Consider the following 24,763-nt stretch of genomic DNA (forward strand, 5'->3'; position numbering starts at 1 on the left):
CAAGATCAGGAAAACCAGCCAGCCTGCCAGCAACCAGTAAAACTGTTTCCAGCTTTTCACAAAAGGTGGCAATTCAGTGCTGCGTTTTTCAGATTTCATTTTGTGCTGTATTATTTAGAGATCAAGTTAACAAATAATCTGTATGCACCGGGAACACCAGCAGGCAGCTCTCTGAAAAAGGCCAGAGAAGTATAAACAAACTTTCCTTTTCCATAATCAGTGACCAGTAATGAACCATTGCTTGCTTGTTCTCCCGTATCATTCATCTGTAAAACCGGGGCATAATGTGCATCAATACCGGTGGCAAAATATAAACCGCGTTCCTGAATCCAGCCATCAAAATCTTTCGCTGTAATTTGATTAGGAAAATTCAATGCCGGATGAGCAGGTTTCAGGAAAGTAACTTTCGCATCTTCTTCAGTAACCCTATCACGGCTAAGCTGAAAAGGATAAGGACCCAGATTTGTAATTTTCAGCGGGGCATTTACATTGTACTGAACCAATAAAACCCCACCCTCTTTAACATAACTCATTAGCTTCGGCTGCATAAGGCCTATTTTATCATTGATGTTATATAAACGTACACCTGTAATGATCGCATCATAACCAGAAAGATTACCGTTGATAACCTGGTTTTCAGTTAGTCTGGTCACCTGGTAACCGATTTGTGTCAGTGACTCCGGAATTAAATCTCCGGCACCTGCAATATAACCAATTCTTTTACCGGCAAACTTCAAATCAACTCTTTCCACCCGGGCTTCTGCTACAGGAAACAAAGTCTGTACAGGAATATGATCATAGCCGATCACCTTCAGCCCTTTTTGATAGGTTTCTCCATCCACCTTTACAGATAAAGAAAGTTGACCACCAGAAACCTGACCTGCAGGCGTAACCGTGAATTCAACGTTTAGCTCCTCTCCTTTTTCATGAAGTTCAAAATCAACTTTTTCCGGTGTAACTTTCCATCCAGAAGGAATAACCGGCTGAAGAACACCTTTGGCATTTGCTTCAAAACTCTTTAGCTGAACAATAATTGTTTTAGGGGCATTATTTGTAAAGACAAAAGAGTGTTCGGCCAGTGTAGCAGTAACAGGAGGTGCAACCACTAAAGGCTGATAGAGCTCCCCTTTTACCGGATCTGTATGTTTATAGACTAATGGTCTTGTTACTTCAATAGATTGATTACCAAATATTACTTTGAATACTCCGGCAACAGGGGCTATAGCTTCTGGTAAACTCAGGTTTTTCAAAGAATCAATGATATAACTGCCTATAGGATGTTTTTTCTCCAACCAGTAAGGCTGCGTCAAACCGATTTGACGCGCTGAGATTTTAAATTCCCTGGTGAGCATATGGTCGGGGATCAATTCTTCTGTATGTCCCGGGTTTAATTCCTGCAAAGAGATCGTGATCGGAGAATATTTTCTTACTCTTGATATCGCACTCATAGTGACAGGAATTGAATCGTTAATGGCATAAGATTGTTCTGGAACCGTAGTTTCTATCCAGATACCTGCACAGGCTAAAATCAGTTCATCCAGCTGTTTATGTTTAAAAGGCAGATTTCTGACTTCTTCTTTCAACTGCAATAAAGCATTGATCGATTTTGAAGGATCTGAAGCATCATAATCACTAATCAGTCTGTTGAGTATTTGTTGTGCTTTTTCTGTCCCTTTATTTCTGTCCAGATCCAGGTTTACCCCATCAAACAAATCTGTTTTGGCTGCCTGGCCACCTACCGGGCTAAAAAACTCAATAGCGGAGCCACGCTGTTTTGCGGAGCCGAAACCTTGACTTTTATGATTAGAGCGGCTTTCGGCTGCAATTTCGCCATAACCTTTTCCTAATAAGGGATTAAAAACACCAACATCTATTTTGAGCTGATCATCGGCAGTGGTATTGGTAGAACCAAAGTTGAAGGTATTCCATAGAATCCTTTTCGCCTGCCAGACTTTAACTTTTTTCAGCTGTTCAGGAAAACGATTGGGGTCTGCAGCAGCAGTAAAAGCTTCTCTTGCAAGAATTGCTGAAGCCGCATGATGACCGTGCCCTGCACGTGCGTCTTCCGGAAAACGGGTAATAATCACATCCGGTTGAAAATTACGGATTACCCAGACTACATCAGAAAGGATTTGTTCTTTATTCCAGATTTTAAAGCTTTCTACTGAGTTTTTAGAGAAACCGAAGTCATTTGCCCGGGTAAAAAACTGTGATGCGCCGTCCATCCGCCTTGCGGCTAAGAGTTCTTGTGTACGAATTAATCCTAACAGCTCTCCTTGTTCCGTGCCAATGAGATTTTGTCCGCCATCACCCCTGGTCAGTGATAAATAACCTGTCCGTACTTTTCTCTCTTTCGCGAGATAAGCCAATAGCCGGGTATTTTCATCATCAGGATGTGCAGCAATATATAAAACACTTCCAGTAACGTTTAAACTGGCTAATCCCTGCCTGATTTCCGCAGCATTCAATTCAACTTGCTGGGCTTTTCCAAAAAATGGGGCATAGGATAATAAACAAAGAAAAAACAGACGATTCCGCATAACAGGGTTAGATCAATTGTCGAAAATAATTAAAATAACCCTGTCTATCTCTTTATTTGGAAATAAATATTGGTAACAAAGTTGTCAAAAATTATAACAGGATTTTACTGCTCACTTCTTTATCAATGCTGATAAAACCCGGATATTTCACTAAAACCCCGCCTACCATAATACTAGGTCTGATTTTAAGTGTCACCAATCCTTTTCTTTCTGAACCACCACTGGCACCACCACGCAAAAAGTCTGAGATTTCTGACATCACTTTCTGGTTAGAAATAAACTGGTAAACATTCACATTCAAATCTACTGGTACAACTATAGACTGACCTGCAGGAATACTTACCTGCTGATTCACAAAACCATTAGCCAGCTCTTGTTTATTGATCAGTACTTTATATTCAAACTGATTGATTGCCGCAAGATTGCCCGATGGATTAGAAATTTCCATATTTAATCTTGCACGGAAAGGTACATCTCTTCTAAGCAGTCCAAATGCCAAACCTGGTAAGCTTGCCAGATTGATATCCTGACCATTCACTATTTTTTTTACATCTGCCCCGGCCACTGAAAGGTTCTCAGCCGAAACGATTCTATATTTACAATTTTCAAGTGCTTTGATTTGCTGAGCTTGTTTATTCACGCCGCATCCCATCACTGTCATTACCGTCAGGCAAACCAATACAATCCTTTTCATATATATTTCTTTAATATTCTACTAATAACGGTTTAACCGGGAATTATTGTCCAGCTAGTAACCTCTTCTTGATTTGGCAGATTTCTGGCTGATCAGGCTATCGATGCTTAATCTTCCGCCACCAGCAAATAGCAACACGATATAAGTCAATAGATAATGAATAGCCAATTCTTTTTCACTCAATCCTTCATCACCATGGGCAACAAAAATAGCAATCAGCATAGTGATCATTAACGGCAAGACAGCTAAACGTACAGCCAACCCCAGAAGAATCAATACAGAACAGATTACTTCTGCAAAAACAGCTAAGGCTAAAGTTGCAGTATCACCAAGGCCAATAGGATCCATAAATTTGATTTCACCACCAGCAAGCAGCATTTCAAGTTTAGGTATTCCATGAGAAAGCATCAGGCCCGCGATACTAATTCTTAAGATCAGCAAAACAAAATCAAGGCCTCTATGATTGTAATTAGTGTTGAATAGTCTGTTCATGGGTCTGTATAAGTTTTAATTTAAGCGTAAACTTAATATTTTTCTCTGAATCAACAACAATCCTGCCGCTTCTTATAATGCCAGAGATCTACAGAACCCACTAATGGCATCTTTTAAAATCATTTTTTTAAAGGCATCGGTTTTGCCACTGTTTTCGATCATTTGTATAGAAACAAGACCATGAAGTATCGACCAATAGCCATGATACTTTAAAAAATAATCTGCTTCTTCATTTTTGGCCTGTATCAAAGCTTCCCGTATCGTAGAAACCAGAATACTGGTCATTTCTTTAATTTCTGTGATCTGATTGACCATTTCACAAGCTGGAATGCCCAGACCAAACATCAATTGATAGTATTCTTTGTTGCCAAAGGCAAAATCCCAATAGGCAATTGCCATCACTTCGAGCTGATCTGCAGGTAAAGCCGCTGAATTTCTCGCTTCCTGTAAGGCTAAAGCCAATTTCTGATAACCTTCTTTGGAGAATTCAAGTAGTATTGCTTCCTTATTTTCAAAGTGATTGTAGATAACCGGAATACTGTATTCTATGGCATCAGCGATCTTCCGGATGGAAAGTGATTGCCAGCCATCAGTTACTACCATATGCCATGCTGCCCCCAGAATTCCAGTACGGATTTCTTCTTTATGACGCATTTTGCGTTCCACTATTCCCATTTAATCTCCCTAAGTTAACACTGTTAGCAAATGTAAGCCTATTATTTTATCATTCAGAAAGGAGTAGGAATTTTGACTTAGCTGCAACAATCAATTTTAGATGACTGGGGTGATTTGTGACGAATAGATCAAAGATGGCCAGAAAATCCTTTTTTCAGGGTCAATCTGAAAGTTAGGTTAATTCTCGGTCCTGCAGCGAGTGTAGTTTTTGGTAAACGCTGTTCCCAAAATTCTTGTGTTTGTTTTTTCACAAGCAAGACACCCCCATGCTCAAGCTCTAAGGAGACTACAGGTACTTTTTCCTTATAATCTCTGAACTGAAAAATTCTTGTTGCCCCAAAACTCACCCTGACAATGACAGGGTATTCGCCTAATGCGTGTGCATTATCCCGGTGCCATCCCATATAATCTCCCCCATCCCGATAATAATTAAGTAAACATTCATTAAATGAAGTCTCAAATTTAGCTTCGAGTTTTGTTTTAATATTTAACAAAGGGACGGTCCAGTATTTGGCTTTCAGCGTTAAACCTCTAGTATGACATTCCGTGTGTTCATCTCCTGAAAAAGCCGTCAAACGAGGTTGCAATCTCTTTTTGCCAGATTGAATAATGGGTGCCTGTATCCAGGAAACATCATTTTTTAGATGATTAAAATAAGTATCACTCTCTTCTGTGGTAAAGAAATCAGGGAATAACAATGCCTCGCCATGTGATGGGAGGATGTTGTGGTGATCTGCGTCAATCAGCTGTTGCATACGATACGAATTGAGATACTTTGCAGGATCAAATAGCGTCTTTTATGCTGAACAATCATGCAGCTGATATTGTTGGGGAAATACTTAAAAAAGTATCGGCCAGTATGTTCTTTATAGGAGGCTACAAAAAGCACGCTGACCGATGGGTATAGCTTATCCTGCCGAAACTGGATAAGTGACTCTATTTGTTAAATCAGAACAGGGATTATGCTGTTTCTAATTTTACTATGTTTCTGTAAGGAAAAGAATTGAAAATATGGCGACGTGCAAATCTTCCTGGAGAATCTGCATTGACCAATTTCACATAAATTGCTTTTGGAACTTCAAAATACTCGTATCCGCTTCCATCAAGGAAATGAACGGTAAGTACCAGGCCAGCCCAGTTATAATCAGCAATACCACATGAAGTGATTGTACTTGTATACTCTTCAATTGAGCCAGCAAGTGTTTCAGGAGCAATGCTAACCAGGAAATGATAAGCTTCAATAATTTCTTTACTTTTTGTTTCAGCAGCTAATTTAGCTTCATCACTTTCTTGAAATTTATCAGGATGATATTCCTTCATTAAATTTCTGTAAATGGTTTTAAGCTCTTTCAGCTCGGCATCTTTTTGAACGCCTAACAATTTTCTGTAATCGACAATCTTCTTCATAAATATATTTAATGCAATTATTGTCGACATTTAACCGGCTGAAATTCAGGATCAACCCGTAATAATGGCTAACAATTTTGCAAAGGTACAATTTTATATGGGAAAGAAAGATTAAGGTTTGATTAATAGTGATTAACAATATTTTAATCTGGCTTAATCAGGGTTTTAATCCACTTCTTCATCACTGTTAAACAGATTTAATTTCACTTTTTCACGCTCAACCTCTGCAATCAACTCTTCTTCTGTTGGGAGATACCTCATATACTTGGTTGCAAAAAGTCGCGGGTTATCATTAATTACTGAATATTTAACCACCGTCTCACTTTTTTCCGTGCAATGAATGATACCAATTGTTGGATTATCGCCTTCTGGCTTCTTTAAATCATCAAACATACGACGATACATATCCATTTGACCAACGTGCTGGTGCGTAAGTTTACAAGTTTTCAAATCAATCAAGACAAAACACTTCAGCAGATAATTATAAAAAACCAGGTCAACATAAAAATGTTCGGTTTCTGTACCAATCCTAAATTGCCGTCCAGCAAAAGTAAAACCTTTTCCTAATTCCAATAAAAATTGCTGAAGATTTTCAATTAAAGCAGCTTCAATTTCTGACTCATTGACACTAGTTGACTGTTGAATATTTAAAAACTCAAAGATAAATGGATCTTTAATAAAATCTTCCGGACTTTGTTTTTGCAACTGCTGGCTTTTTCCTGATTTCTCAGGCTTATTATCGGACGACAAAAGTCTTTGATAATAGAATGTATTAATATTGCGTTCAAGAGTACGAACACTCCAACCTTGCTCTGACGCTTCATTTAAATAATAAGTTCTTGCATCCCTATTTTCAATCCTCATAATAAGCCTGTTATGACTCCATGTCAAATTGCTACACAGTGTGTAGCAAATCTCATTTTCAGGATAAATAAGATAAAATTGCCGGAAATTACGAAGGTTCGCATATGAAAATCCTTTCCCAAATTCAAAAGTCAAAGCCTTAGAAAGTTCTTTCAATATCGCTTCTCCATAAACAGCTTTTTCTTCTCCGTGTTGCTCTTGTTCTACAATACGTTTACCTATTAGCCAGTATGCATCTACCATCGCTTTATTCACAGCTGTATAAGCTTTCTGCCTTGCCTTACTTAAGATTAACTTGATTTCGTCTATATAATTATTCATAACTCAACTTACCCCACATTCACCAATTAAAGTTAATTTAATTTCATAAATTCAACAATCCCCTTAACCTCCCAACATTTTAACCCCATTTTAATCCCGTTTTAACAAGACTTTAATTACCCCATTTTACTTTTGTTCAAGCAAAACACACCATAAGCCTGTCCGGGCAATATTTTTAAAACCCGGACAGACTTTAAATAACATCACTAACCAAAATAATATGCTTCAGCACCCTATTTTAGCCGCATTGGGCACACCAGAAATCCTTGTTATCCTGGTTGTTGTTTTACTCCTTTTTGGAGGCAAAAAAATTCCTGAACTGATGAAAGGCCTGGGCCAGGGCGTCAAAGAGTTTAAAGACAGTCAAAAAGGGAATGAATGAGTTTGGATTTAGATAGTTATCTTTGCAGCTCAACAAACCCCGAGCAGCAAATGTTTAATATCGGATTAGCAGAAGATGATGTAAAAATCGCCAGCCTGGTTAAAACCGGATTGGAAGAACATAATTATAATGTCACTACTATCCCTGATGGCATAATGGCCCTTTATACCTTTCAGGAAGAGAAATTCGATCTGCTGATCCTGGACGTCATGATGCCCGGAATGAACGGGATTGAAGTTTGCCGCCAAATCAGACAAACCAATAAAGAAGTTCCGATCCTGATGTTAACGGCATTAGGTTCCATTGACGATAAAGTACTGGGGCTCAACTCCGGTGCTGATGATTACCTGGTTAAACCTTTCCACTTCAAAGAGTTACTAGCCCGTATTGAGGCTATGCTCAGAAGACAACAAACCGTACAAAGCCAACTTAAACATACCCTTGGTTTTGAGGATATCCTGATGGATACCTATTCCAAAACTGTTCAGCGCGCAGGTAAAGACATTACACTTACCGCGAAAGAATTCACGCTGCTTGAGCTCTTCCTTAAAAACCCAAACCGCCTTTTATCCAGACAATATATTGCTGAGAATGCCTGGGATATTAGTTTTGATACCGGCACCAATGTAATTGATGTTTATGTAAACTTCCTGCGCAATAAGATCGAAAAGGGATTTGACAGGAAAATAATCCATACAAAAATTGGTATGGGTTATATCATGAAATAAATAATTCCATGAAGATTAAAGACCGCCTGGCTCTATATTTTACACTGATCAGTACAATTACACTGCTTTGCGTATTATCAGTGACGTATTTCACCTTTAAAAAAGTGATGGAGTCAGAGTTTTTTGACCGCCTGACCGACCGGACTATGGTAACGGCCAAACTCTACCTGGAAGCAGATGAAATTTCGGATGAAGCTTTAAATAAAGTAAGAACACAGTATCTGGAAAAGCTGAACGGAGAAGTCATCCGCATTTATAACGAGCGCAATAGTGCCACTTTTATTGGCGATGATCAGCAATTCTGGAGCAGTCATACTATTGACAGGGTAAGAGAATTAGGAAAAGTCCGTTTCAAAGAAGGAGAAAGACAGGTAGTCGGGATTTTCTATAAAGACAATCAGGGTGATTTTGTGATCCTTGCTTCTGCAATAGATCAAAGTACAACGCTAAGAATCCACAAACTATTAAAAGTAATGATTGGCGTGTTCATCATTATCTTTCTTGGCTTGCTGCTTTCCGGCAGATGGATCGCCAAAAGAATATTAGCCCCGCTTGATGTATTCATCGGCCAGGTCAAATTAATCAAGTCGAATAACCTCCATTTCAGGGTAGCAGAAGGGACCAATAAAGACGAGATTACTTTACTGGCACAGAATTTCAACAACCTGATGGAGCATCTGGAACACTCTTTTATTTTGCAAAAGACATTTGTTGCCAATGCCTCTCACGAACTGCGGACCCCGGTTACCCGGATGATTATCGGAGCTGAGATTGCGCTTTCCAAAGACCGCCAGAAACAAGATTATGAAAAAGCACTGCACTCGGTACTGGAAGATGCTGAAAAATTAGAAAATATCATTACCGCGCTGTTTAATCTCGCACAGGCCGATCTGGAATACAGCTCTTCACTCGCCGAGAAAATCCGTATGGATGAACTGATCTGGCAATTGCAAGCAGAATGGAACAAGCGTAAAGGCCCAAACAAACTTCTGGTGGAAATGACAAATCTCCCGATGACAGACGATACCCCTTTAATCCTTACCGCAAATTCTACCTTACTACAAATCGCACTCGACAATATCATCAGCAATGCGTTCAAATTTTCAGATGACCAGCAAGTTAGCTGCCATCTGGATATTTCACCTGCCGGAATGACTTTGACCATCAGTGATCACGGTGGGGGCATAGCTGAAGATAAATTGAAGGAAATCTTCAAACCCTTTTACAGTTCTTCTCATAAAGTAGAACATGCAGGCAATGGAATGGGCTTATATATGGCACACAAAATCATCACACTTTTTAACGGAAAAATCACAGTAACGTCATCTAATGCTATCGGTACTACTTTCCAGATTGAATTTCATTCATTTTAATCAGTTTTTAATATCCCTTTAATTCACCTTTAATTCCCCGAAATTAGATTTGTTTAAATATTTAAGCAAATGACCTCTAACTTCCTGAAAAATCAACTGTTAATCTTCGGCTTCGCTCTGCTAGGCTTCTCCGGAAATGCAGCAGCTCAGGCAACTGATACGCTCAAAATCAGTCTGCCCGAAGCAGAAAAGCTATTCGTACAGAACAATTATCAATTAATCGCCCAAAACTATCAGACCGATCAGGCCAGGGCAGAAATCATTACGGCCAAATTATTTGACAACCCGGAACTTAATGTAGAAACCCAGTTGTACAATTCCAAAACCAAAAGATTCTTCGAAACATCTAAAACAAACGGAGAATATCAGGCCTCCATTTCTCAGCTGGTTAAACTTGCCGGAAAAAGAAATAAAAACATTCAGCTCGCTAAATCAGGCGTAAAATTAGCAGAATACCAATATTTCGACCTCATGCGTACATTAAGATTTAACCTGCGGGCTAACTTCTACAAAACTTATTACGCACAGCAATCTGCAAAGCTTTATCAACAACAAATTGGCTCTTTGCAAAAATTGCTTTCTGCCTCAGAGCAGCAATTGAAAATGGGAAATATCGCAATGAAAGATATTATCCGGATCAAATCACTCGTATATAGTTTGCAAACAGAATATAATAACCTGGAAAACAGCATTGAGGATATGGAAACAGACCTTAAATTGATGACCAACCTTAAACCCGATGCGAATCTTGAGCTGACTGTAGATCCTTCAGAAGAACAAGCTTATCAATTGGATAAAGCAGTTTATACCAACCTGCTGGATTCTGCCCGTACTAACCGTGCAGACTTGAAAATGACGCAAACCGGAATTGATTACGCACAAAAAGCACTCAGCGTACAAAAAGCAAATGCTGTACCTGACGTACAATTCTCTTTAACCTACGATTTACAAGGAAGTTACCCAAATAATTATACCGGATTAGGGATGCATATCCCACTTCCTTTATTCAACAGAAATCAAGGAGAAATTAAAAAAGCGAAAATTGCTATTGATGCTGGGAAAAACCAATTGAATCAGCAAGAGTCTGCTTTACAAAATGAAGTCTTCAATAGCTATAAATCAGCTTTAAGAACAGAGAGTCTGTATAAAGGTTTCGATAAAAACTTTAGCAGTGACTTTGATAAACTGATTGGCGAGGTAATTAAAAACTTCAAAAGCAGAAACCTGAGTCTGCTGGAATTTATGGATTTCTATGACTCTTACAAAGAAAGCACCCTGCAAATGAATGACCTGAAATATCAGCGAATGAATGCGAAGGAAGAAATCAATTATGTAACTGGTACTACAATTTTCAAATAATACAAACATGCAAACCCAAATCAAAAAATTTACCAGGCTGACAATTGGTGTAATAGCCGCTTTTGTATTTTTACAAAGCTGTACAGAACACGTTAAAGAACCGCCTAAAGATGAAAAATTCGCCATTACTGATTCTCTGATCAACAGGTTACTGATTGATACAGTTAGAAATCCAAATAGCGAAACCGACTTGAGCTTCTCTGCCAAGATAGCTCCCAATGATGAAACCACAGCGAAAATATTCCCGATGGTAAGTGGTAATGTACGTTCAGTTCCAGTTAAACTCGGAGACCGGGTGAGTAAAGGACAAGTATTAGCCACCATGGGAAGTGCTGAAATGGCCGGATTTGATAAAGAAGCGATCAGCTCTTCTGCCGAGCTGAGAAACGCTGCAAGAAGCATGAAACTTGCTGAAGATTTATATAAAAGCGGCTTATCCTCTGCCAGAGATTTAGAAGAAGCAAAAAACAATTACCTGGTTAAACAAGCAGAAGAAAAACGTAGTAAAGCCGTGTTGAATCTGAATGGTGGAAGTACCAATGGGACTTATACTTTAAAATCACCAATCTCAGGATTTGTCATTGAGAAAAATGTAAACAGCAATATGCAGCTCAGACCTGACAATAGCCAGAGCTTGTTTACCGTAGCCGATTTATCGACTGTATGGGCACTGATTAATATCTATGAATCTGATATTGCCAGTATTAAAGAAGGTGATGAGGTGAAAATTTCTATCCTCTCCTATCCTGACAAAGTTTTCACAGGAAAGATTGATAAGATTTATAACATCCTGGATGAAGACAGTAAAGTGATGCATGCCAGAGTAAGTATCCCGAATCCAGGATATTTATTAAAACCAGGGATGATGGCCACCGTACAAATCGCTTCAAAATCTGATGTGAATCTGCCATCCATTAATGCAAACAACATCATTTTTGACGAGAATAAAAATTATGTCCTGGTATTGGATAAGGTAAAAAAAGTACGTATACAACAAGTAGAAATAGGGAGGAAATCGGGAGATAAGGCCTATATCAGTAAAGGACTACAACCAGGTGACCGTATTGTTGCCTCCAAACAGGTATTCCTTTATGAAAGCCTTAAAGACTAATTTTCTTACACCAGATAAAAATCCACTATAATGAATAAATTCATTAAGACGATCATAGGTTTTTCCCTAAAAAATAAGGTCTTCATTTTCTTTGCTACCCTGGTGATGATCGTGGCTGGTTATCTGAGCTTTAAGCACACCACCATCGAGGCTTTTCCAGATGTAACCAATACGAATGTTACGATCATTACACAATGGCCGGGCCGTAGTGCTGAAGAGGTAGAAAAGTTTGTAACCAGACCACTTGAAATAGCGATGAACCCGACCGAAAAAAGAACCAGTATCCGTTCTTCTTCACTATTCGGTTTATCTATCGTTAAAATAACATTTGAAGATGATGTAGATTATGCCTTTGCGAGAGTTCAGGTTAACAATCACATTGCCGAAGCAGATATCCCGGCAGGTGTAAATCCTGAAGTTGAGCCTCCTTATGGGCCAACGGGTGAGATTTTCCGTTATACTTTAAAAAGCGACAAAAAATCAATCCGGGAATTAAAAACATTGCAGGATTGGGTAGTGGAGAGAGAATTGCTTTCTGTACCCGGCATCGCCGATGTGGTGAGTTTTGGTGGAGAGGTTAAAACCTACCAGATTACTGTTGATCCGCAAAAATCTATACAATATGGCGTAACCGCAGCTGAACTTTTTGAGGCGGTATCCAAAAGTAATATCAACGTGGGTGGTGATGTGATCAACCAGGGCGGTCAGGCTTATGTAGTTCGTGGAATTGGCGTACTCAATAATATTGATGAAATCAATAATGTAATTGTAGACAATGTAAACGGAACACCAGTTTATGTAAAAACCATTGCCGACGTCACAGAGAGTGCTTTGCCAAGATTGGGGCAAGTAGGCCGCGACAATGACCCCGATGTCGTTGAAGGGATTGTAGTGATGCGTAAAGGCGAAAACCCGAGCGAGGTCCTGACCCGGTTAAAAGAGAAGATTAAAGATATCAATGATAATATCCTGCCGCCGGATGTGAAGATCAATACTTTCTATGATAGAGAGAACCTGGTGAATTTCGCAATCCATACCGTAATGCACAATATGATGGAGGGAATTATCTTCGTTACCGTTATTGTGTTCTTATTTATGGCAGACTGGCGGACTACGCTGATTGTGTCTATCATCATTCCACTGGCTTTACTATTCGCCTTTATTTGTTTGAAATTAAAGGGAATGTCTGCCAACTTATTGTCGATGGGGGCGATTGACTTCGGTATTATTATAGACGGGGCCGTGGTCATGGTCGAGGGGATTTTTGTTGCCCTTGATCACCGTGCACAGGCTACCGGAATGCAAAAATTCAATGGTCTGAGTAAACTCGGGATCATTAAAAGAGCTTGTTTAGAGAATGGTAAAGGTATATTCTTTGCCAAACTAATTATCATTACAGGGTTACTACCTATTTTTACCTTTGAGAAAGTTGAGGGGAAAATGTTCTCACCATTGGCATGGACGTTAAGTTTTGCCTTACTGGGTGCATTGATCCTCACTTTTACTCTGGTACCTGCACTGGCAAGTGTCCTGTTAAATAAAAATGTAAAAGAGAAACACAACTTCTTTCTGCGTGCCATTACCAACGGAACAATCCGGTTTTATAATGCTTGTTTCAAAGCGAGAAAACTGGTGTTCGGGATCTCACTGGTGATCCTGATCTTAGGCTTATTCAGTTTCAAATTCCTGGGTACAGAGTTTTTACCATCGCTTGATGAAGGTTCTATTTATGTCCGTGCAAGTGCACCACTAAGTATATCCTTAGATGAAACTAAAAAGCTATCTAATGAGATCCGCAAAATCTTCCTTCACTTTGACGAGGTTAAACAAGTGGTATCTCAGACCGGAAGACCTAATGATGGAACAGATGCGACAGGTTTTTATAATATGGAATTCCTGGTTGACATTTATCCGAAGGATGAATGGAAGCGCAAAGAGAGTAAAGAGCAACTGATTGAGCGCATGCAAGAGCGGTTAAAAGGTTATCCGGGGATTAGTCTTAACTTTTCTCAGCCAATCTCTGACAACGTAGAAGAAGCAGTATCAGGAGTAAAAGGATCGATTGTAGTCAAAATGTTCGGGAATGACTTTGGTTTCATCGAGAAACAGGAGGAAAAGATCGAGAACATCCTGAAAACAGTTAAAGGCATCCAGGATTTAGGGATTTTAAGAAACTTAGGACAACCTGAATTACAGATTAACCTGAATCAGACAAAAATGGCCTTGTATGGAATAAGGGCAGAAGATGCAAATGCTGTTATTGAAATGGCGATTGGCGGAAAAGCAGCGACCCAGATCTATGAAGGTGAACGCAAGTTTCAACTGAGGATCAGGTATCCGGATTCTTTCAGGCAAAATGAGGAATCTATTGGTAACCTGAGAATACAAAGTCTTTCGGGTGCAAAAGTACCATTGAGTGAAATTTCCACGATTAAAAAAGTAACCGGACCAAGTATTATATACCGTGATAAACACCAGCGGTATGGTGCGATTAAATTCTCGATCAGAGGAAGAGATATGGGAAGTACCATTGCAGAAGCACAAGCGAAAGTAAATGCAGCAATCAAATTACCTAAAGAATATAAACTGCAATGGGCAGGGGATTTTGAAAATCAGCAGCGTGCAACAGCGAGGTTATCTCAGGCTGTTCCAATCAGTTTATTGCTGATCTTCTTTATCCTGTTTGTCTTATTCGGGAATATTAAAGATTCATTGCTGGTCCTGAATAATGTTCCTTTTGCCATGGTCGGCGGTGTCTTGGCCTTGCTGGCATCTGGTGTCAATTTTAACATCTCGGCAGGTATTGGTTTTATAGCCTTATTCGGGATCTGCGTACAGAACGGGGTAATTTTACTGACCAAATTCAAGTCAAACATAGCAGAACTGAAGTACCACCCTACTTGGTCATTTCCAGATGCTTTGAAGGATGGTATTGCGACCAGGCTGCGTCCGGTAATTATGACCGCTATGATGGCAGCAATTGGCCTTATGCCTGCTGCATTGTCAACCGGAATTGGTTCTGAAGCTTCAAAACCTCTGGCAATTGTGGTGATCGGAGGTCTGATTACGAATACCTTATTTAGTTTATTTGTATACCCAATTGTATTTTATTGGGCTTATCATAAAAAAGCCAGACACCTGACAGACACCAGGGATACGGCAGGAGTAGCGCATCATTAAAGATGCGCAATCCTAAAAACTTTTTTTCAGTTGGTTAGGGTTGTGTTTGCATTAAGCAAAAGAATTGGCAGATTTTTGAAGCTTAATTGTGCAAACACTTTAAAGGGGTACCACGAAAGTGGCTACCCCTTTTTAATTTAAATCCATCTTTTGTGAAACAGTCCCGCTGTTGAAGTGTTAAGTAAGAATAAGCAATTAAATTATGGCAGATTTAGAATTACATAATCCGGAATTTGAAATTACAGCAGCGCTGAATGGAGCAGATCAAACCATTCAGGTACAACCAGATGAAACGAGCGATGGTGTTGAGTATTTTATCTGTAAATCGGAAGGTCAGGAAATTACTCAGATCAGACGGGACGAGGATAATAAATGGGAACAAATATGGGGAGACCTGAGCCAGGAAGATATTGATAGCATTGGACATCAAATTGAAAATAAATCATAATTATGGAAGCGCCAAAGACACATCTTAAATTACGTTCTGGTAAATTCTCAATTGAAAAACATGACTATTCAAATGTAGGCTTAACGGAACGTTTTGTCTCTGTATTTGCTGGAGCGATCTTATTAAGCAAGAGTCTGAGCAATCCTTTCAGGCCAAGATTTTTGTATGGCGCATATCTTACTTACAGAGGGTTTACCGGGCATTGTTTGTTTTATGAGCAATTGGGTATCGATGCCAGCAGGCCACAAGCCATTAATGTACGTGGTGAATTTGTAATCGACAGACCTGCTGCTGAAGTATACAGTTACTGGAGAAACCTGAAAAATCTGCCGGGAAGTTTGAATTACCTGATGGACGTGAAGATGATCGATGAACATTTATCAATGTGGAAAAGCAAGGTGCTGGGCAATTTAATCCCGGTTGACTGGAAGGCAGAAATTGTAAAAGATGAACCCGGACATTTGATTGGCTGGAAATCAACTGCTGATTCTGTATTGCGTCATGTAGGAAGAGTAGAGTTTGAAGAAACTCCGGATGGCCTGGGCACTGTGCTTAAGATTGTTATTTCTTACCACCCACCTGCAGGAGGGCTTGGAATAGGTGTTGCCAGGTTATTAAATCCTTACTTAGAGCATTTGCTGACGAAGGAGATTAAAACTTTCAAACACCAGGTAGAATTACCTGTATAAATATTATACAGGTAATTTTTTCAATGATTAAGCCGGTGCTTGTCCTGCAAAAGCGACAACCATAATAATCATCAGTATGTACATTGCGATCAGTGCAATAGTCAGCACCCCCCAGAATTTAAAGAATGATTTCAGCTTGCTTATGGCTTCGCCCAAGCTTGGCTGATCAGCAAATAAAACTGCTTTATTGGCCGAAGTAGAGAATTTATAAAGTAAAAAGCTAGGGTAAAACTGCAAAAGCCCTATTAATAAATAAAAGACAGTGAGTACAGTTGGCCCTAATTTCAACAAAGGATTTCCTGGCATTGCTGAGCTTAAAGTCGAATAAATCGCTCCTACGCTAAAAGCAGACATCACAAACATAGCTGCGAATACAAAGCCTACAATTGATAGAAATCTCGTCCATTTCGCAGCCTGATAGATATAACTGCGTATATCCTCCGTAATCCATAATGCATCTACCTCCGCATCCTCCTGCAATTCTGGTGTTATTTCCTCAAAGTTGTCCATGATCTTCTATTGTATTGAAAAATGTATTTTAATTTTTTAAACATAAAGAATATTTGGGTGTACCACAAGTTTATTGCGGGATGGATTTAAAAAAATTGATACCTTTGCGCCAAATCAAGAAAAAAATCATTCATGGCATTACAATGTGGGATAGTTGGTTTACCAAATGTTGGAAAATCCACCTTATTTAACTGTTTATCAAACGCAAAAGCTCAGGCTGCAAATTTTCCTTTCTGTACAATCGAACCTAATATTGGTATCATTACGGTTCCTGATGAGCGTTTAAACAAGCTCGCTGAGCTGGTAAAACCAAATCGCGTAGTTCCGAATACAATAGAAATTGTTGACATCGCTGGTTTGGTAAAAGGTGCATCCAAAGGTGAAGGATTGGGAAACCAGTTTTTAGGAAACATCAGAGCTACTAACGCGATCATTCACGTTCTTCGTTGTTTTGACGATGGAAATGTAATCCATGTGGATGGTTCTGTTGATCCTATCCGTGATAAAGAAATTATCGATACTGAATTACAGCTTAAGGATTTGGATACGGTAGAAAAACGTATTCAGAAAGTTGAGAAACTGGCTAAAACAGATAAAGAAGCTAAAAAGACTTTCGAAATCCTAAGTGTGATCAAGCCTCATCTGGAAAGCGGACAATCTGTTCGTTCGGCAGCTTTGACTGAAGAAGATTTCGACTTTATCCAGGATTTAGGTCTGTTAACACAGAAACCTGTCATGTATGTTTGTAATGTAGATGAGAATTCTGTAATTAATGGAAATGCCTATGTTGACTTGGTAAAGGAAAAGGTGAAAGGCGAAAACGCAGAAGTATTGATTATCTCTGCTAAAATTGAATCTGAAATTGCTGAACTGGAAAGCTATGAAGAACGTCAGGAGTTTTTATCTGATTTAGGATTAACTGAATCTGGTGTAAATAAACTGATCCTTGCGGCTTACCGTTTACTGAATTTATATACTTATTTCACTTCAGGTGTTCAGGAAGTAAGAGCCTGGACAATTACTAAAGGTTTTACTGCGCCTCAGGCTGCTGGTGTAATCCACACAGATTTTGAAAAAGGGTTTATCCGTGCTGAGGTAATTAAATATAATGACTTCATTACTTTAGGATCAGAAAATGCTTGTAAGGATGCTGGAAAACTTGGTGTTGAAGGTAAAACTTATGTAGTTGAGGATGGTGATATTATGCACTTCCGTTTCAACGTATAATCAATTGATAAATGAACTCCGGCCTGTTTGTTCAGGCAGGCCGGAGTTATTGCAATTGCGAGGCTGTAATGAAATTTTAGACAGTGCTATAGTCTTTTACTCTCTAAGAGTTTATTACTTGTTCATCAAGACGACCTGCAATCATCGCTTTTTCAAGATGTTTTATTCTTAATTCCAGACGTTTTTTTTCTTTCCTTCCTATGAAGAAATTGATGATAGCTGACAGAATAAAATCTCCTTCTCCACTAAAATAATCTGCTACCATAAAATTTGACACATCGACGTTAAATTCTTTGCCAAACGCAACGATAAGTTCAAATGCATCATCACCAGAGATACCCAGATCATCTTCTAATAAAGCTTCATCCGATAATTCTTCTATGGTTACACCAGCCTGTTTTATTAAAAAGATATAAAGAATGTCTTTGTCCATCAGGTTAATTTTAAACAAGTTTTTTTTATACAATTTCAACTATAATATAAAGTTTCTTCCTGGCAATATCCAGTATTGTAAGTTCATGGCTTCTGTTAAAGTTAGGAATTTTCGCCTTTTATACGTTCCGATTTTCAGGAGGGGTTACAATATTAATAACTTCATCTTTTTCATTTGAATGTATTTTATATATCAACTCTCCATTATCTTTAAATTCAATAGAGATATTTCCATATATCTGAAGTGATTTTACATCTAATGGATCCAGAATCCAATTACCAATTATTGTATCCTTAAGCATTAATTCCTAAGTCAAGTAAACAATCTTTGATGTTTTGTTCAAATGGTTTTCCTTTGGATAAAGATTTCAACTCTTCAATCTTTTCCCCTAAATCATTACTACCCCTAGCCTTAAGTAAGGCAATTAAATAAAGATACATTTGTTGCTCGGTTAGACCAGCAGAAGTTCTATTCATCCAATTTTCTTCCAAATTTTTATCAGTAATATGTTTTTTATCTCTGGTATAGCTATAGATATTAATACATTAGTCACTTCGGTTATTAAATAATCTAAAGAAATATTATCGTTAATATGCCACCAATAATCTTTCTGTTCAGGTAACAAGAAACCTATTCGCTGGCGCCAATGACAATCGGCTACCAAGGGTTTCGACTTTATCCCTGGTTGATCGAATATTTTTAAAGAATTGGAATAAACACCAATATTTATGGTAAACAATGTGATTTCAGAAGAGCTATCTTTACTTTTCTGAAGGTTTATTACTCCTATATTTCCATCACTATTGTAGTAAAAATTACTGCCTTTCTTTTTGAACCCCAAATCTTTAATAGCATTACTGATTTCTGATAATAATATTTTATACTTATCCATTATTTTAATTTATGGTTTTCTAACTACTTGAATCGGATATCCTCCCTTAGTATTAACATCAAGCCAAATATCCTTTAATCGTTGCATGGGGACATATCGTGAACTTCCAACTTTAGTCTCAATACCACCAAGTATTTTCCCGCCAGAACTTACTTCTATATCTATATATCTTGCTCCGTAATCATATCTTCCCCATTCCCTCTGTAATTCCTTACCATTATAAAGATAATTATTTCGCTGACCAAACATCCAGCTGTTAAAGGTCTTGCCAAAAGGATAGTAATCATCATGTTGTACCTCACGCGGCGCATTGTTGAAAATATCAAATGACAACCTGCTATTGCCCAGATGATCTTTCAAATCATATTGATACAAATAATTTGACCCGCTTTTTCTGGTCAACTCAAACTCAATGCTGATTCAATCTTATTTCTTCTTTTGTTGATTCTGGCCAGGTAAGAAGTATCATTGCAGTACCAGGCATAATCAGATTAAAAAGATATTTCTTTCCTCTAAAATTATATTTCAATCTATTCTCTTTTGATTTTATATTATATATACGACAGATTAAATATTCTTCATTTAAAAAGTAGAAGGGGATTTCCCCTTCATATTGAACATCAAAAGCCTGAGGGTGAAGTTCTCTAAGCTTAAATCTTATGAAAATTCTATGTTTTGACAGCATAGTATATAATTTATTATATCCTTCAGAAGGTAGCATCAATCGTCCAACATGGTATTCAAAAGGAATTTGGTCTTTTATAAACTTACCCGTACTGTCTTTAACTATGAAAAATCCATCATGAATATCCATTTCGGGTATTTCATCATCAATCTGTAAAACAAAATTAAATTGCTTAGTAAATTGTTGCGTATGCGCATTAAAACTAATTAGCATAAGTAAACCACAGAATAATATTATTTTTTTCATAATTCAAATTAAGGTTTCATAATTTTTCGCATCACTTCTGTACCTATTTGAAGTATACGATTTCCAGCTTTATCATAAAAAACAGCTCCATGATCAGCTTGTATAATATAAGTATTACCAATGTCATCGATTCCTAGTTTTGGAACAGATAAATGTCCCATGATCAAATTATTGTCGAACTTGCTAAATACGTTGACTCGGTCTAAAGGTCCTGGCCTTTGGGCCGAAGAATAGGTATCGTTTCCATCTTGGTCTTTAATAATTCCAAGTGGATGGGAATGTATGGAGGTATTACCTTCTCCTGGAGGGATGGGCATTTCACCACTAGCTATTATTTCACCACCTACATTTTCATATTTATTACTACCAGACTCACCTCTTATTATTTTACCTAAACTTGTCACAGCGGAACTCTCTTCTTTGAAGCCACCATTTGTAACCGTACGTTTTAGTACATTAAGCCCTTCTTCCAGTACAGTTTTTGTTGTTGAATAGTCCGATTGTACTAAGCTAGAATGAGTAAATCTACCTGCCTTTGTGTTTGCTTTGATCTTATCTATATCTTCTTGTTTGCTAACAAACTTTACCTTTCCATTAATACCATTTTCATCTTCACCAAGTAATGTTCCATCTAATCCATAATATTGATCAAATGGTATCATTCCATTAGGATCGGTAAATCTTATTGGATTGTTTCTCGTATAGTTGTAAGGCGAGTATTTGCGATCAGATTCAGACATTTTGTCAACCACATCCCATCTTCCAACCACTGGATCATAGAACCTTGCCCCGTAATCATACCTTCCCCATTCTGTTTGTAACTCCTTGCCATTATAAAGATAATTATTTCGCTGACCAAACGTCCAGCTGTTAAACGGCTTGCCAAAAGGATAATAATCATCATGCTGTACCTCACGCAGCGCATTGTTATAAATCCATTAACGAAAGTGGTAATTTACAATCTCAATAAACTTAAGATGATACCCACTCAACTATAACAGGTGGCCCACTAATAACATCAATAATATTATCAGAGTTACAGATTGCGTAATGTATTAATTCCATATCATCAAATACACCCCCACTTTCTTGTTTTATCCATTCAAGAAATTTAGAATTTGTTGAAGTATTAAGTGTACTTAAAGAAGGGTTATCATTTATTGTCTTTAGTCTTCCTGCTTCTTGCACAACTCTATAAGCAAGTACCCCATCAAATCTTATTCTGAGCGTCTTGTCTAATAATCCGATTTTTTTCAACATTATAGTTAACGCCCCCATCTCATTATGTAATTCGAAAAAATATAATACTCCTGAATCCCCTATAATTGGTTCCCATATTTCATAATTATCATTTGCCATTCTATTAATATCTAAATTTTGTTTCAATTTTTCTAGCATTAGGGTTATACACTTCTAAAGTTGGTCTACCGTCTAAGCTTTTATTTCTAACATTAACTGTTTTTCCATCTTGTGTTTTGCCTATTCTTCCTCCTGGAATTGATTTATTAGGCCGTTCAGAACCAGGCTCAACAATATCATCAAAGTCTTTATCAGCTTGTTGTATTCCACCATCTCTATTAATTATTTCTGTACCATTTCCAGTATGTCCTTCAGATTTTCCACCTTTCTTTAGGTCATCAATAGTTTTGTTGGCCATTCTCATACTATGAGCAAGATTCAACAAATTGTCAACTACACTTATTGCCCTTCCTAGTGGAGTAAAGGTTGTAAAAGTAGAATTTATTGCTGCTTGGCCAGCTAGTCTTGTAGCCTCAGGCAAGCGATAAGCTATAAACGACCCTTCACCAAATAATGGTGTTACAGTATAGGCAACCATTCCTTTATGATTACCTGATTTTATAACAACCTCTTTTAATTGTATTGGTTTTACTGGCGAAAGTGGAAGTACTTTCTTACTTGTATCGACATCCATACCATCCGGGTCTGTCATCAAAACCGGGTTGTTCATGCCGTAGTTATATGGTGATACGTGATCGAAATTCTCCGCCATCGGATCTACCACATCCCACCTACCGGTCAGGGGGTCATAGAACCTTGCTCCGTAATCGTATCTTCCCCATTCTCCCTGTAATTCCTTACCATTATAAAGATAATTATTTCGTTGACCAAACGTCCAGCTGTTAAACGCTTTGCCAAAAGGATAATAATCATCATGCTGTACTTCACGTGGCGCATTGTTAAAAATGTCAAATGACAACCTGCTATTGCCCAGATGATCTTTTAAATCGTATTGATACAAATAATTTGATCCGCTTTTTCTGACCAGTCCCTCTTCAGTTTGTATAAAATCAATGGCGCTTCCTGCGTATTGTATCCCGGCAATATATTCAGTGACTGCCAATCCAGTGACTTTTCTTAATTTATTCCCAGTTGCATCATAGGTATAAGTAGTGGTTATCCCTCCACTGATCACAGTCACAGGAAGATCCAGGAAGTTATAAGTGATTGTGCTGGTCCCATCAGTTAATGCATTTCCATTGCTATCATAGGTGTACGAACGGGTGATACCACTACTGACACTGCTTAACCGGTTACCGGTATAAGTGTAGTTCTGTACCGCTGCATCCCTTTTGAGTGACAGGATATTGCCCATCACATCATAACTGATTTCCTTTTCATGGTTCCCGGTTCCTGAAACCCCATCGGTCAGCCGGCCAAGTTTATCATAGCTATAGGTATAAGACTTGCCCAGGCTTCCCGGCGTTCCCCACTTTTGTTCGGTAATGTCACCATTGTAGCGTGGTATGCTGCCATCATTGTATTTGAGCTGCAGGGCAAAAAGCGGAGCCGAACTGCCGGTTAACCAACCCCGGCTGTTGTAGCTGAATGTCGTGGTCTGCAAACCATTGTGCAGACTTTTGGTATAAACCTGACCGAGCTCATTGTAAGCCACTTCGGAAAGCAAAACTTCGGTATTGGCATCCATTTGCTGGTACGTTTTCGTTTTACGTCCCATGTGATCATAGAGATAACGCATGGCGATTTGTACGACCTGGCTACCCCCTGCAAAATGTTTCCGGGTACTGCTGGCCAGCTCCCCGCTAAACAGGTAGGTATTGCTGACCTCGTCGTAATTGCCATTACTCACCGTAACCCCCAGGTAATGCTGGCTAAAGTATTTCTCCAGCTGTCCTTTATTATTATAAAAATTGAGACTTAACAGCAGGTTTGAGGTACCCAGTACATTTACTTTAGTCCCTGTCAAAAGCCCATTGGTCATCGTGCTGGCCGCACCATAACTATAAGTCGCTCCACCCGGGAAATTGTAATTGTCATAATAATTGATGCTTAAGGTCGTGCTCCAACTTGTCGGGTAAGTATTGGAAGTATACCCTGTACCAGTCAGTATACTGGTTTCCCATAAATTGCTATTGGCATCCACAGCTGCCTGCTGAACCGTTCTGTAACTGGTATTAGCCGCACTGCCTGCATGGACATAAATCCCGCTTATTCCCGGGCGGCCAAGTTCATCGAACTTAAAAATTGTCCATTCCTGGGGCGACTTAGCGCGCTGGGTAGCGGTCTGGGACATCACCAGTTGATAGAGTTTATTGTAAACCATAAACTCCCAGCCCCTTGCCGGGATTTTCTTCTCGACAACCTGTCTTTTGCCATTGTAATGGTAAGCATAGATATACCGGTCAAATGCTGCATTGCTCTCGGAAAACACGGTGGCCGTGAAGCCCGGAGGAAGGACATACCTCAGGTTGCTGAGTTCATCATACACATAATAAGTGCTCAGGTAACCACTGTTATCCTGAACCCTTTTTAAAAGGACTTTCCCCTCAAAGTCAGTATAGGTGATATTCTTGTTCCCATTTTCATCTGTCAGGGTATCTGTATACAACCTTGCTTTAGGGAAATACCCCGTCCCCACAGCGCCGGTATCTGTTATCTTCCATAACCTCACATCACTGGCTGCATTAAATCCATAACCCTGCTTCCTGGTATGAGTACCTCCAATTTTCCAGTCCGCTCCGGGAAATCCCTGCTGTTGTAGCCTATTCAGCGGAGAGGCTTCAAATTTGGTTTCTGAGTAAGCCACCTGTCCGGAGCCACTAACAATACCCACTACACCGGTAGGCGGGCTATTGTAAAACGTCTGCTGATCGGTCAGCGCGCCCGGCTGGTAAATCCCGCTGCTTACGCCAGAGACATAAGGCAAATATTGTTTGACCTCGCGTCCAAGGGTATCATAGGCGATGGGCTGGATCATATCCTTACCAAGCGGACTACCTTGCCGCTGCACCACCTGCATCGGCCTGCCCAGACCATCCAGATACTGGATCGTGACCTGTGCATTACTTTTATTGCCCATAGCAGTATTAACTGCTGCCTCTGTAGTTAAACCACTCGTACGCACCTTAGCGGTCTGAATATAATTTTGATCTGAAGATTGTGCCATCACCTGACTGGACAAACCAGGCAAAAGCATCAGCAGTGCATAAATTCCTAATAATTGATATAGAAAAGTTCTGTTCATGAT

25 protein-coding genes and 1 pseudogene are annotated in these 24,763 nt (G+C 38.9%); 9 read left to right on the plus strand and 17 right to left on the minus strand.

From position 1 onward, the window contains the following. Positions 1-110: 110 nt before the first annotated feature. From AY601_RS15685 to AY601_RS15715, 7 genes are all read right to left on the minus strand, one after another. On the minus strand, positions 111-2,540 hold the full coding sequence (locus tag AY601_RS15685) for a PIG-L family deacetylase (protein ID WP_068402751.1): 2,430 nt from the start codon (positions 2,538-2,540) through the stop codon (positions 111-113). Between the two features lie 91 nt (positions 2,541-2,631). Continuing rightward, positions 2,632-3,234: a hypothetical protein gene (locus AY601_RS15690; protein WP_068402753.1), complete on the minus strand. Its 603-nt coding sequence runs from the start codon at positions 3,232-3,234 to the stop codon at positions 2,632-2,634. 54 nt (positions 3,235-3,288) lie between these two features. Then, positions 3,289-3,726 carry a DoxX family protein gene (locus AY601_RS15695; protein WP_068402754.1) on the minus strand — a complete coding sequence of 146 codons (438 nt, stop codon included), beginning with the start codon at positions 3,724-3,726 and terminating at the stop codon, positions 3,289-3,291. 72 nt (positions 3,727-3,798) lie between these two features. Continuing rightward, entirely contained in the window at positions 3,799-4,401 is a 603-nt protein-coding gene (locus AY601_RS15700; protein ID WP_068402755.1) for a TetR/AcrR family transcriptional regulator, read from the minus strand. 128 nt (positions 4,402-4,529) lie between these two features. Then, a complete protein-coding gene (locus tag AY601_RS15705; RefSeq protein ID WP_068402757.1) occupies positions 4,530-5,156 on the minus strand; it encodes an alpha-ketoglutarate-dependent dioxygenase AlkB family protein in 627 nt (208 codons plus the stop codon). A 205-nt stretch (positions 5,157-5,361) separates the two neighbouring features. Next, positions 5,362-5,808, minus strand: a complete 447-nt coding sequence (locus tag AY601_RS15710) for a KTSC domain-containing protein (RefSeq protein WP_068402759.1) — start codon at positions 5,806-5,808, stop codon at positions 5,362-5,364. 165 nt (positions 5,809-5,973) lie between these two features. Further along, positions 5,974-6,993 (minus strand): PDDEXK nuclease domain-containing protein, encoded by a 1,020-nt coding sequence (locus AY601_RS15715; RefSeq protein ID WP_068402760.1) that lies wholly within the window; start codon positions 6,991-6,993, stop codon positions 5,974-5,976. A gap of 220 nt (positions 6,994-7,213) precedes the next feature. Here AY601_RS15715 and tatA point away from each other — a divergent pair, with 220 nt between their 5' ends. The 8 genes from tatA to AY601_RS15755 all read left to right on the plus strand — a co-directional run bounded on the left by tatA (position 7,214) and on the right by AY601_RS15755 (position 16,263). After that, positions 7,214-7,375 carry a twin-arginine translocase TatA/TatE family subunit gene (gene tatA, locus AY601_RS15720; RefSeq protein WP_068402762.1) on the plus strand — a complete coding sequence of 54 codons (162 nt, stop codon included), beginning with the start codon at positions 7,214-7,216 and terminating at the stop codon, positions 7,373-7,375. Further along, positions 7,372-8,103, plus strand: a complete 732-nt coding sequence (locus tag AY601_RS15725) for a response regulator transcription factor (RefSeq protein WP_335340580.1) — start codon at positions 7,372-7,374, stop codon at positions 8,101-8,103. Before tatA ends, AY601_RS15725 begins: the two co-directional genes overlap by 4 nt. Positions 8,104-8,111: 8 nt before the next feature. Next, positions 8,112-9,476 (plus strand): sensor histidine kinase, encoded by a 1,365-nt coding sequence (locus tag AY601_RS15730; protein WP_068402764.1) that lies wholly within the window; start codon positions 8,112-8,114, stop codon positions 9,474-9,476. Positions 9,477-9,545: 69 nt separating this feature from the next. After that, on the plus strand, positions 9,546-10,835 hold the full coding sequence (locus tag AY601_RS15735; RefSeq protein WP_068402766.1) for a TolC family protein: 1,290 nt from the start codon (positions 9,546-9,548) through the stop codon (positions 10,833-10,835). Between the two features lie 7 nt (positions 10,836-10,842). Further along, positions 10,843-11,946, plus strand: a complete 1,104-nt coding sequence (locus AY601_RS15740) for an efflux RND transporter periplasmic adaptor subunit (protein ID WP_068402768.1) — start codon at positions 10,843-10,845, stop codon at positions 11,944-11,946. Between the two features lie 30 nt (positions 11,947-11,976). Beyond that, positions 11,977-15,126 (plus strand): efflux RND transporter permease subunit, encoded by a 3,150-nt coding sequence (locus AY601_RS15745; protein ID WP_068402770.1) that lies wholly within the window; start codon positions 11,977-11,979, stop codon positions 15,124-15,126. Between the two features lie 202 nt (positions 15,127-15,328). After that, entirely contained in the window at positions 15,329-15,574 is a 246-nt protein-coding gene (locus AY601_RS15750; protein WP_068402776.1) for a hypothetical protein, read from the plus strand. 2 nt (positions 15,575-15,576) lie between these two features. Continuing rightward, complete coding sequence (locus AY601_RS15755) at positions 15,577-16,263, plus strand: YgaP-like transmembrane domain (protein ID WP_068402778.1); 687 nt, start codon at positions 15,577-15,579, stop codon at positions 16,261-16,263. A 27-nt stretch (positions 16,264-16,290) separates the two neighbouring features. On the opposite strand, the gene AY601_RS15760 is transcribed toward AY601_RS15755, so the two are convergent. Further along, entirely contained in the window at positions 16,291-16,773 is a 483-nt protein-coding gene (locus tag AY601_RS15760) for a DUF5362 family protein (RefSeq protein WP_068402779.1), read from the minus strand. A gap of 132 nt (positions 16,774-16,905) precedes the next feature. Between AY601_RS15760 and ychF the strand changes: the two genes are divergently transcribed. Further along, positions 16,906-18,000, plus strand: coding sequence for a redox-regulated ATPase YchF (ychF, locus tag AY601_RS15765; RefSeq protein ID WP_068402781.1), 1,095 nt, complete (start codon positions 16,906-16,908; stop codon positions 17,998-18,000). A 103-nt stretch (positions 18,001-18,103) separates the two neighbouring features. Here the strand turns inward: ychF and AY601_RS15770 are convergent, their stop codons facing one another. The 9 genes and pseudogenes from AY601_RS15770 to AY601_RS26105 form a co-directional block, all read right to left on the minus strand. Continuing rightward, complete coding sequence (locus AY601_RS15770; RefSeq protein ID WP_157287956.1) at positions 18,104-18,433, minus strand: DUF1493 family protein; 330 nt, start codon at positions 18,431-18,433, stop codon at positions 18,104-18,106. A gap of 293 nt (positions 18,434-18,726) precedes the next feature. Next, positions 18,727-18,909 (minus strand): hypothetical protein, encoded by a 183-nt coding sequence (locus tag AY601_RS15780; protein WP_068402785.1) that lies wholly within the window; start codon positions 18,907-18,909, stop codon positions 18,727-18,729. After that, positions 18,906-19,325 carry a DUF4304 domain-containing protein gene (locus AY601_RS15785; protein WP_068402787.1) on the minus strand — a complete coding sequence of 140 codons (420 nt, stop codon included), beginning with the start codon at positions 19,323-19,325 and terminating at the stop codon, positions 18,906-18,908. The genes AY601_RS15780 and AY601_RS15785 overlap by 4 nt, the downstream gene beginning before the upstream one ends. A 9-nt stretch (positions 19,326-19,334) precedes the next feature. Beyond that, entirely contained in the window at positions 19,335-19,727 is a 393-nt protein-coding gene (locus AY601_RS15790) for a hypothetical protein (protein ID WP_157287960.1), read from the minus strand. 7 nt (positions 19,728-19,734) lie between these two features. Next, on the minus strand, positions 19,735-20,256 hold the full coding sequence (locus AY601_RS15795; RefSeq protein WP_068402791.1) for a hypothetical protein: 522 nt from the start codon (positions 20,254-20,256) through the stop codon (positions 19,735-19,737). An 8-nt stretch (positions 20,257-20,264) separates the two neighbouring features. Then, positions 20,265-20,918 (minus strand): hypothetical protein, encoded by a 654-nt coding sequence (locus AY601_RS15800; protein ID WP_068402793.1) that lies wholly within the window; start codon positions 20,916-20,918, stop codon positions 20,265-20,267. A 9-nt stretch (positions 20,919-20,927) separates the two neighbouring features. Further along, a pseudogene (locus tag AY601_RS26100) lies at positions 20,928-21,191 on the minus strand (RHS repeat-associated core domain-containing protein); the annotation flags it as partial. Positions 21,192-21,228: 37 nt separating this feature from the next. Then, positions 21,229-21,654, minus strand: coding sequence for a hypothetical protein (locus AY601_RS15810; RefSeq protein ID WP_068402797.1), 426 nt, complete (start codon positions 21,652-21,654; stop codon positions 21,229-21,231). Continuing rightward, on the minus strand, positions 21,620-24,760 hold the full coding sequence (locus tag AY601_RS26105) for a DUF6443 domain-containing protein (RefSeq protein ID WP_068402799.1): 3,141 nt from the start codon (positions 24,758-24,760) through the stop codon (positions 21,620-21,622). The genes AY601_RS15810 and AY601_RS26105 overlap by 35 nt, the downstream gene beginning before the upstream one ends. Between the last annotated feature and the right edge of the window lie 3 nt (positions 24,761-24,763).

This window comes from Pedobacter cryoconitis (genome assembly GCF_001590605.1).
GTDB classification, from domain to species: domain Bacteria; phylum Bacteroidota; class Bacteroidia; order Sphingobacteriales; family Sphingobacteriaceae; genus Pedobacter; species Pedobacter cryoconitis_A.

Excerpts from the sequence above, each read along its gene's own strand:
- AY601_RS15685 (WP_068402751.1), bottom strand. The coding sequence starts at position 2,540 with ATGCGGAATCGTCTGTTTTTTCTTTGTTTATTATCCTATGCCCCATTT.
- AY601_RS15690 (WP_068402753.1), bottom strand. The coding sequence starts at position 3,234 with ATGAAAAGGATTGTATTGGTTTGCCTGACGGTAATGACAGTGATGGGA.
- AY601_RS15695 (WP_068402754.1), bottom strand. The coding sequence starts at position 3,726 with ATGAACAGACTATTCAACACTAATTACAATCATAGAGGCCTTGATTTT.
- AY601_RS15700 (WP_068402755.1), bottom strand. The coding sequence starts at position 4,401 with ATGGGAATAGTGGAACGCAAAATGCGTCATAAAGAAGAAATCCGTACT.
- AY601_RS15705 (WP_068402757.1), bottom strand. The coding sequence starts at position 5,156 with ATGCAACAGCTGATTGACGCAGATCACCACAACATCCTCCCATCACAT.
- AY601_RS15710 (WP_068402759.1), bottom strand. The coding sequence starts at position 5,808 with ATGAAGAAGATTGTCGATTACAGAAAATTGTTAGGCGTTCAAAAAGAT.
- AY601_RS15715 (WP_068402760.1), bottom strand. The coding sequence starts at position 6,993 with ATGAATAATTATATAGACGAAATCAAGTTAATCTTAAGTAAGGCAAGG.
- tatA (WP_068402762.1), top strand. The coding sequence starts at position 7,214 with ATGCTTCAGCACCCTATTTTAGCCGCATTGGGCACACCAGAAATCCTT.
- AY601_RS15725 (WP_335340580.1), top strand. The coding sequence starts at position 7,372 with ATGAGTTTGGATTTAGATAGTTATCTTTGCAGCTCAACAAACCCCGAG.
- AY601_RS15730 (WP_068402764.1), top strand. The coding sequence starts at position 8,112 with ATGAAGATTAAAGACCGCCTGGCTCTATATTTTACACTGATCAGTACA.
- AY601_RS15735 (WP_068402766.1), top strand. The coding sequence starts at position 9,546 with ATGACCTCTAACTTCCTGAAAAATCAACTGTTAATCTTCGGCTTCGCT.
- AY601_RS15740 (WP_068402768.1), top strand. The coding sequence starts at position 10,843 with ATGCAAACCCAAATCAAAAAATTTACCAGGCTGACAATTGGTGTAATA.
- AY601_RS15745 (WP_068402770.1), top strand. The coding sequence starts at position 11,977 with ATGAATAAATTCATTAAGACGATCATAGGTTTTTCCCTAAAAAATAAG.
- AY601_RS15750 (WP_068402776.1), top strand. The coding sequence starts at position 15,329 with ATGGCAGATTTAGAATTACATAATCCGGAATTTGAAATTACAGCAGCG.
- AY601_RS15755 (WP_068402778.1), top strand. The coding sequence starts at position 15,577 with ATGGAAGCGCCAAAGACACATCTTAAATTACGTTCTGGTAAATTCTCA.
- AY601_RS15760 (WP_068402779.1), bottom strand. The coding sequence starts at position 16,773 with ATGGACAACTTTGAGGAAATAACACCAGAATTGCAGGAGGATGCGGAG.
- ychF (WP_068402781.1), top strand. The coding sequence starts at position 16,906 with ATGGCATTACAATGTGGGATAGTTGGTTTACCAAATGTTGGAAAATCC.
- AY601_RS15770 (WP_157287956.1), bottom strand. The coding sequence starts at position 18,433 with ATGGACAAAGACATTCTTTATATCTTTTTAATAAAACAGGCTGGTGTA.
- AY601_RS15780 (WP_068402785.1), bottom strand. The coding sequence starts at position 18,909 with ATGAATAGAACTTCTGCTGGTCTAACCGAGCAACAAATGTATCTTTAT.
- AY601_RS15785 (WP_068402787.1), bottom strand. The coding sequence starts at position 19,325 with ATGGATAAGTATAAAATATTATTATCAGAAATCAGTAATGCTATTAAA.
- AY601_RS15795 (WP_068402791.1), bottom strand. The coding sequence starts at position 20,256 with ATGAAAAAAATAATATTATTCTGTGGTTTACTTATGCTAATTAGTTTT.
- AY601_RS15800 (WP_068402793.1), bottom strand. The coding sequence starts at position 20,918 with ATGATACCATTTGATCAATATTATGGATTAGATGGAACATTACTTGGT.
- AY601_RS15810 (WP_068402797.1), bottom strand. The coding sequence starts at position 21,654 with ATGCTAGAAAAATTGAAACAAAATTTAGATATTAATAGAATGGCAAAT.
- AY601_RS26105 (WP_068402799.1), bottom strand. The coding sequence starts at position 24,760 with ATGAACAGAACTTTTCTATATCAATTATTAGGAATTTATGCACTGCTG.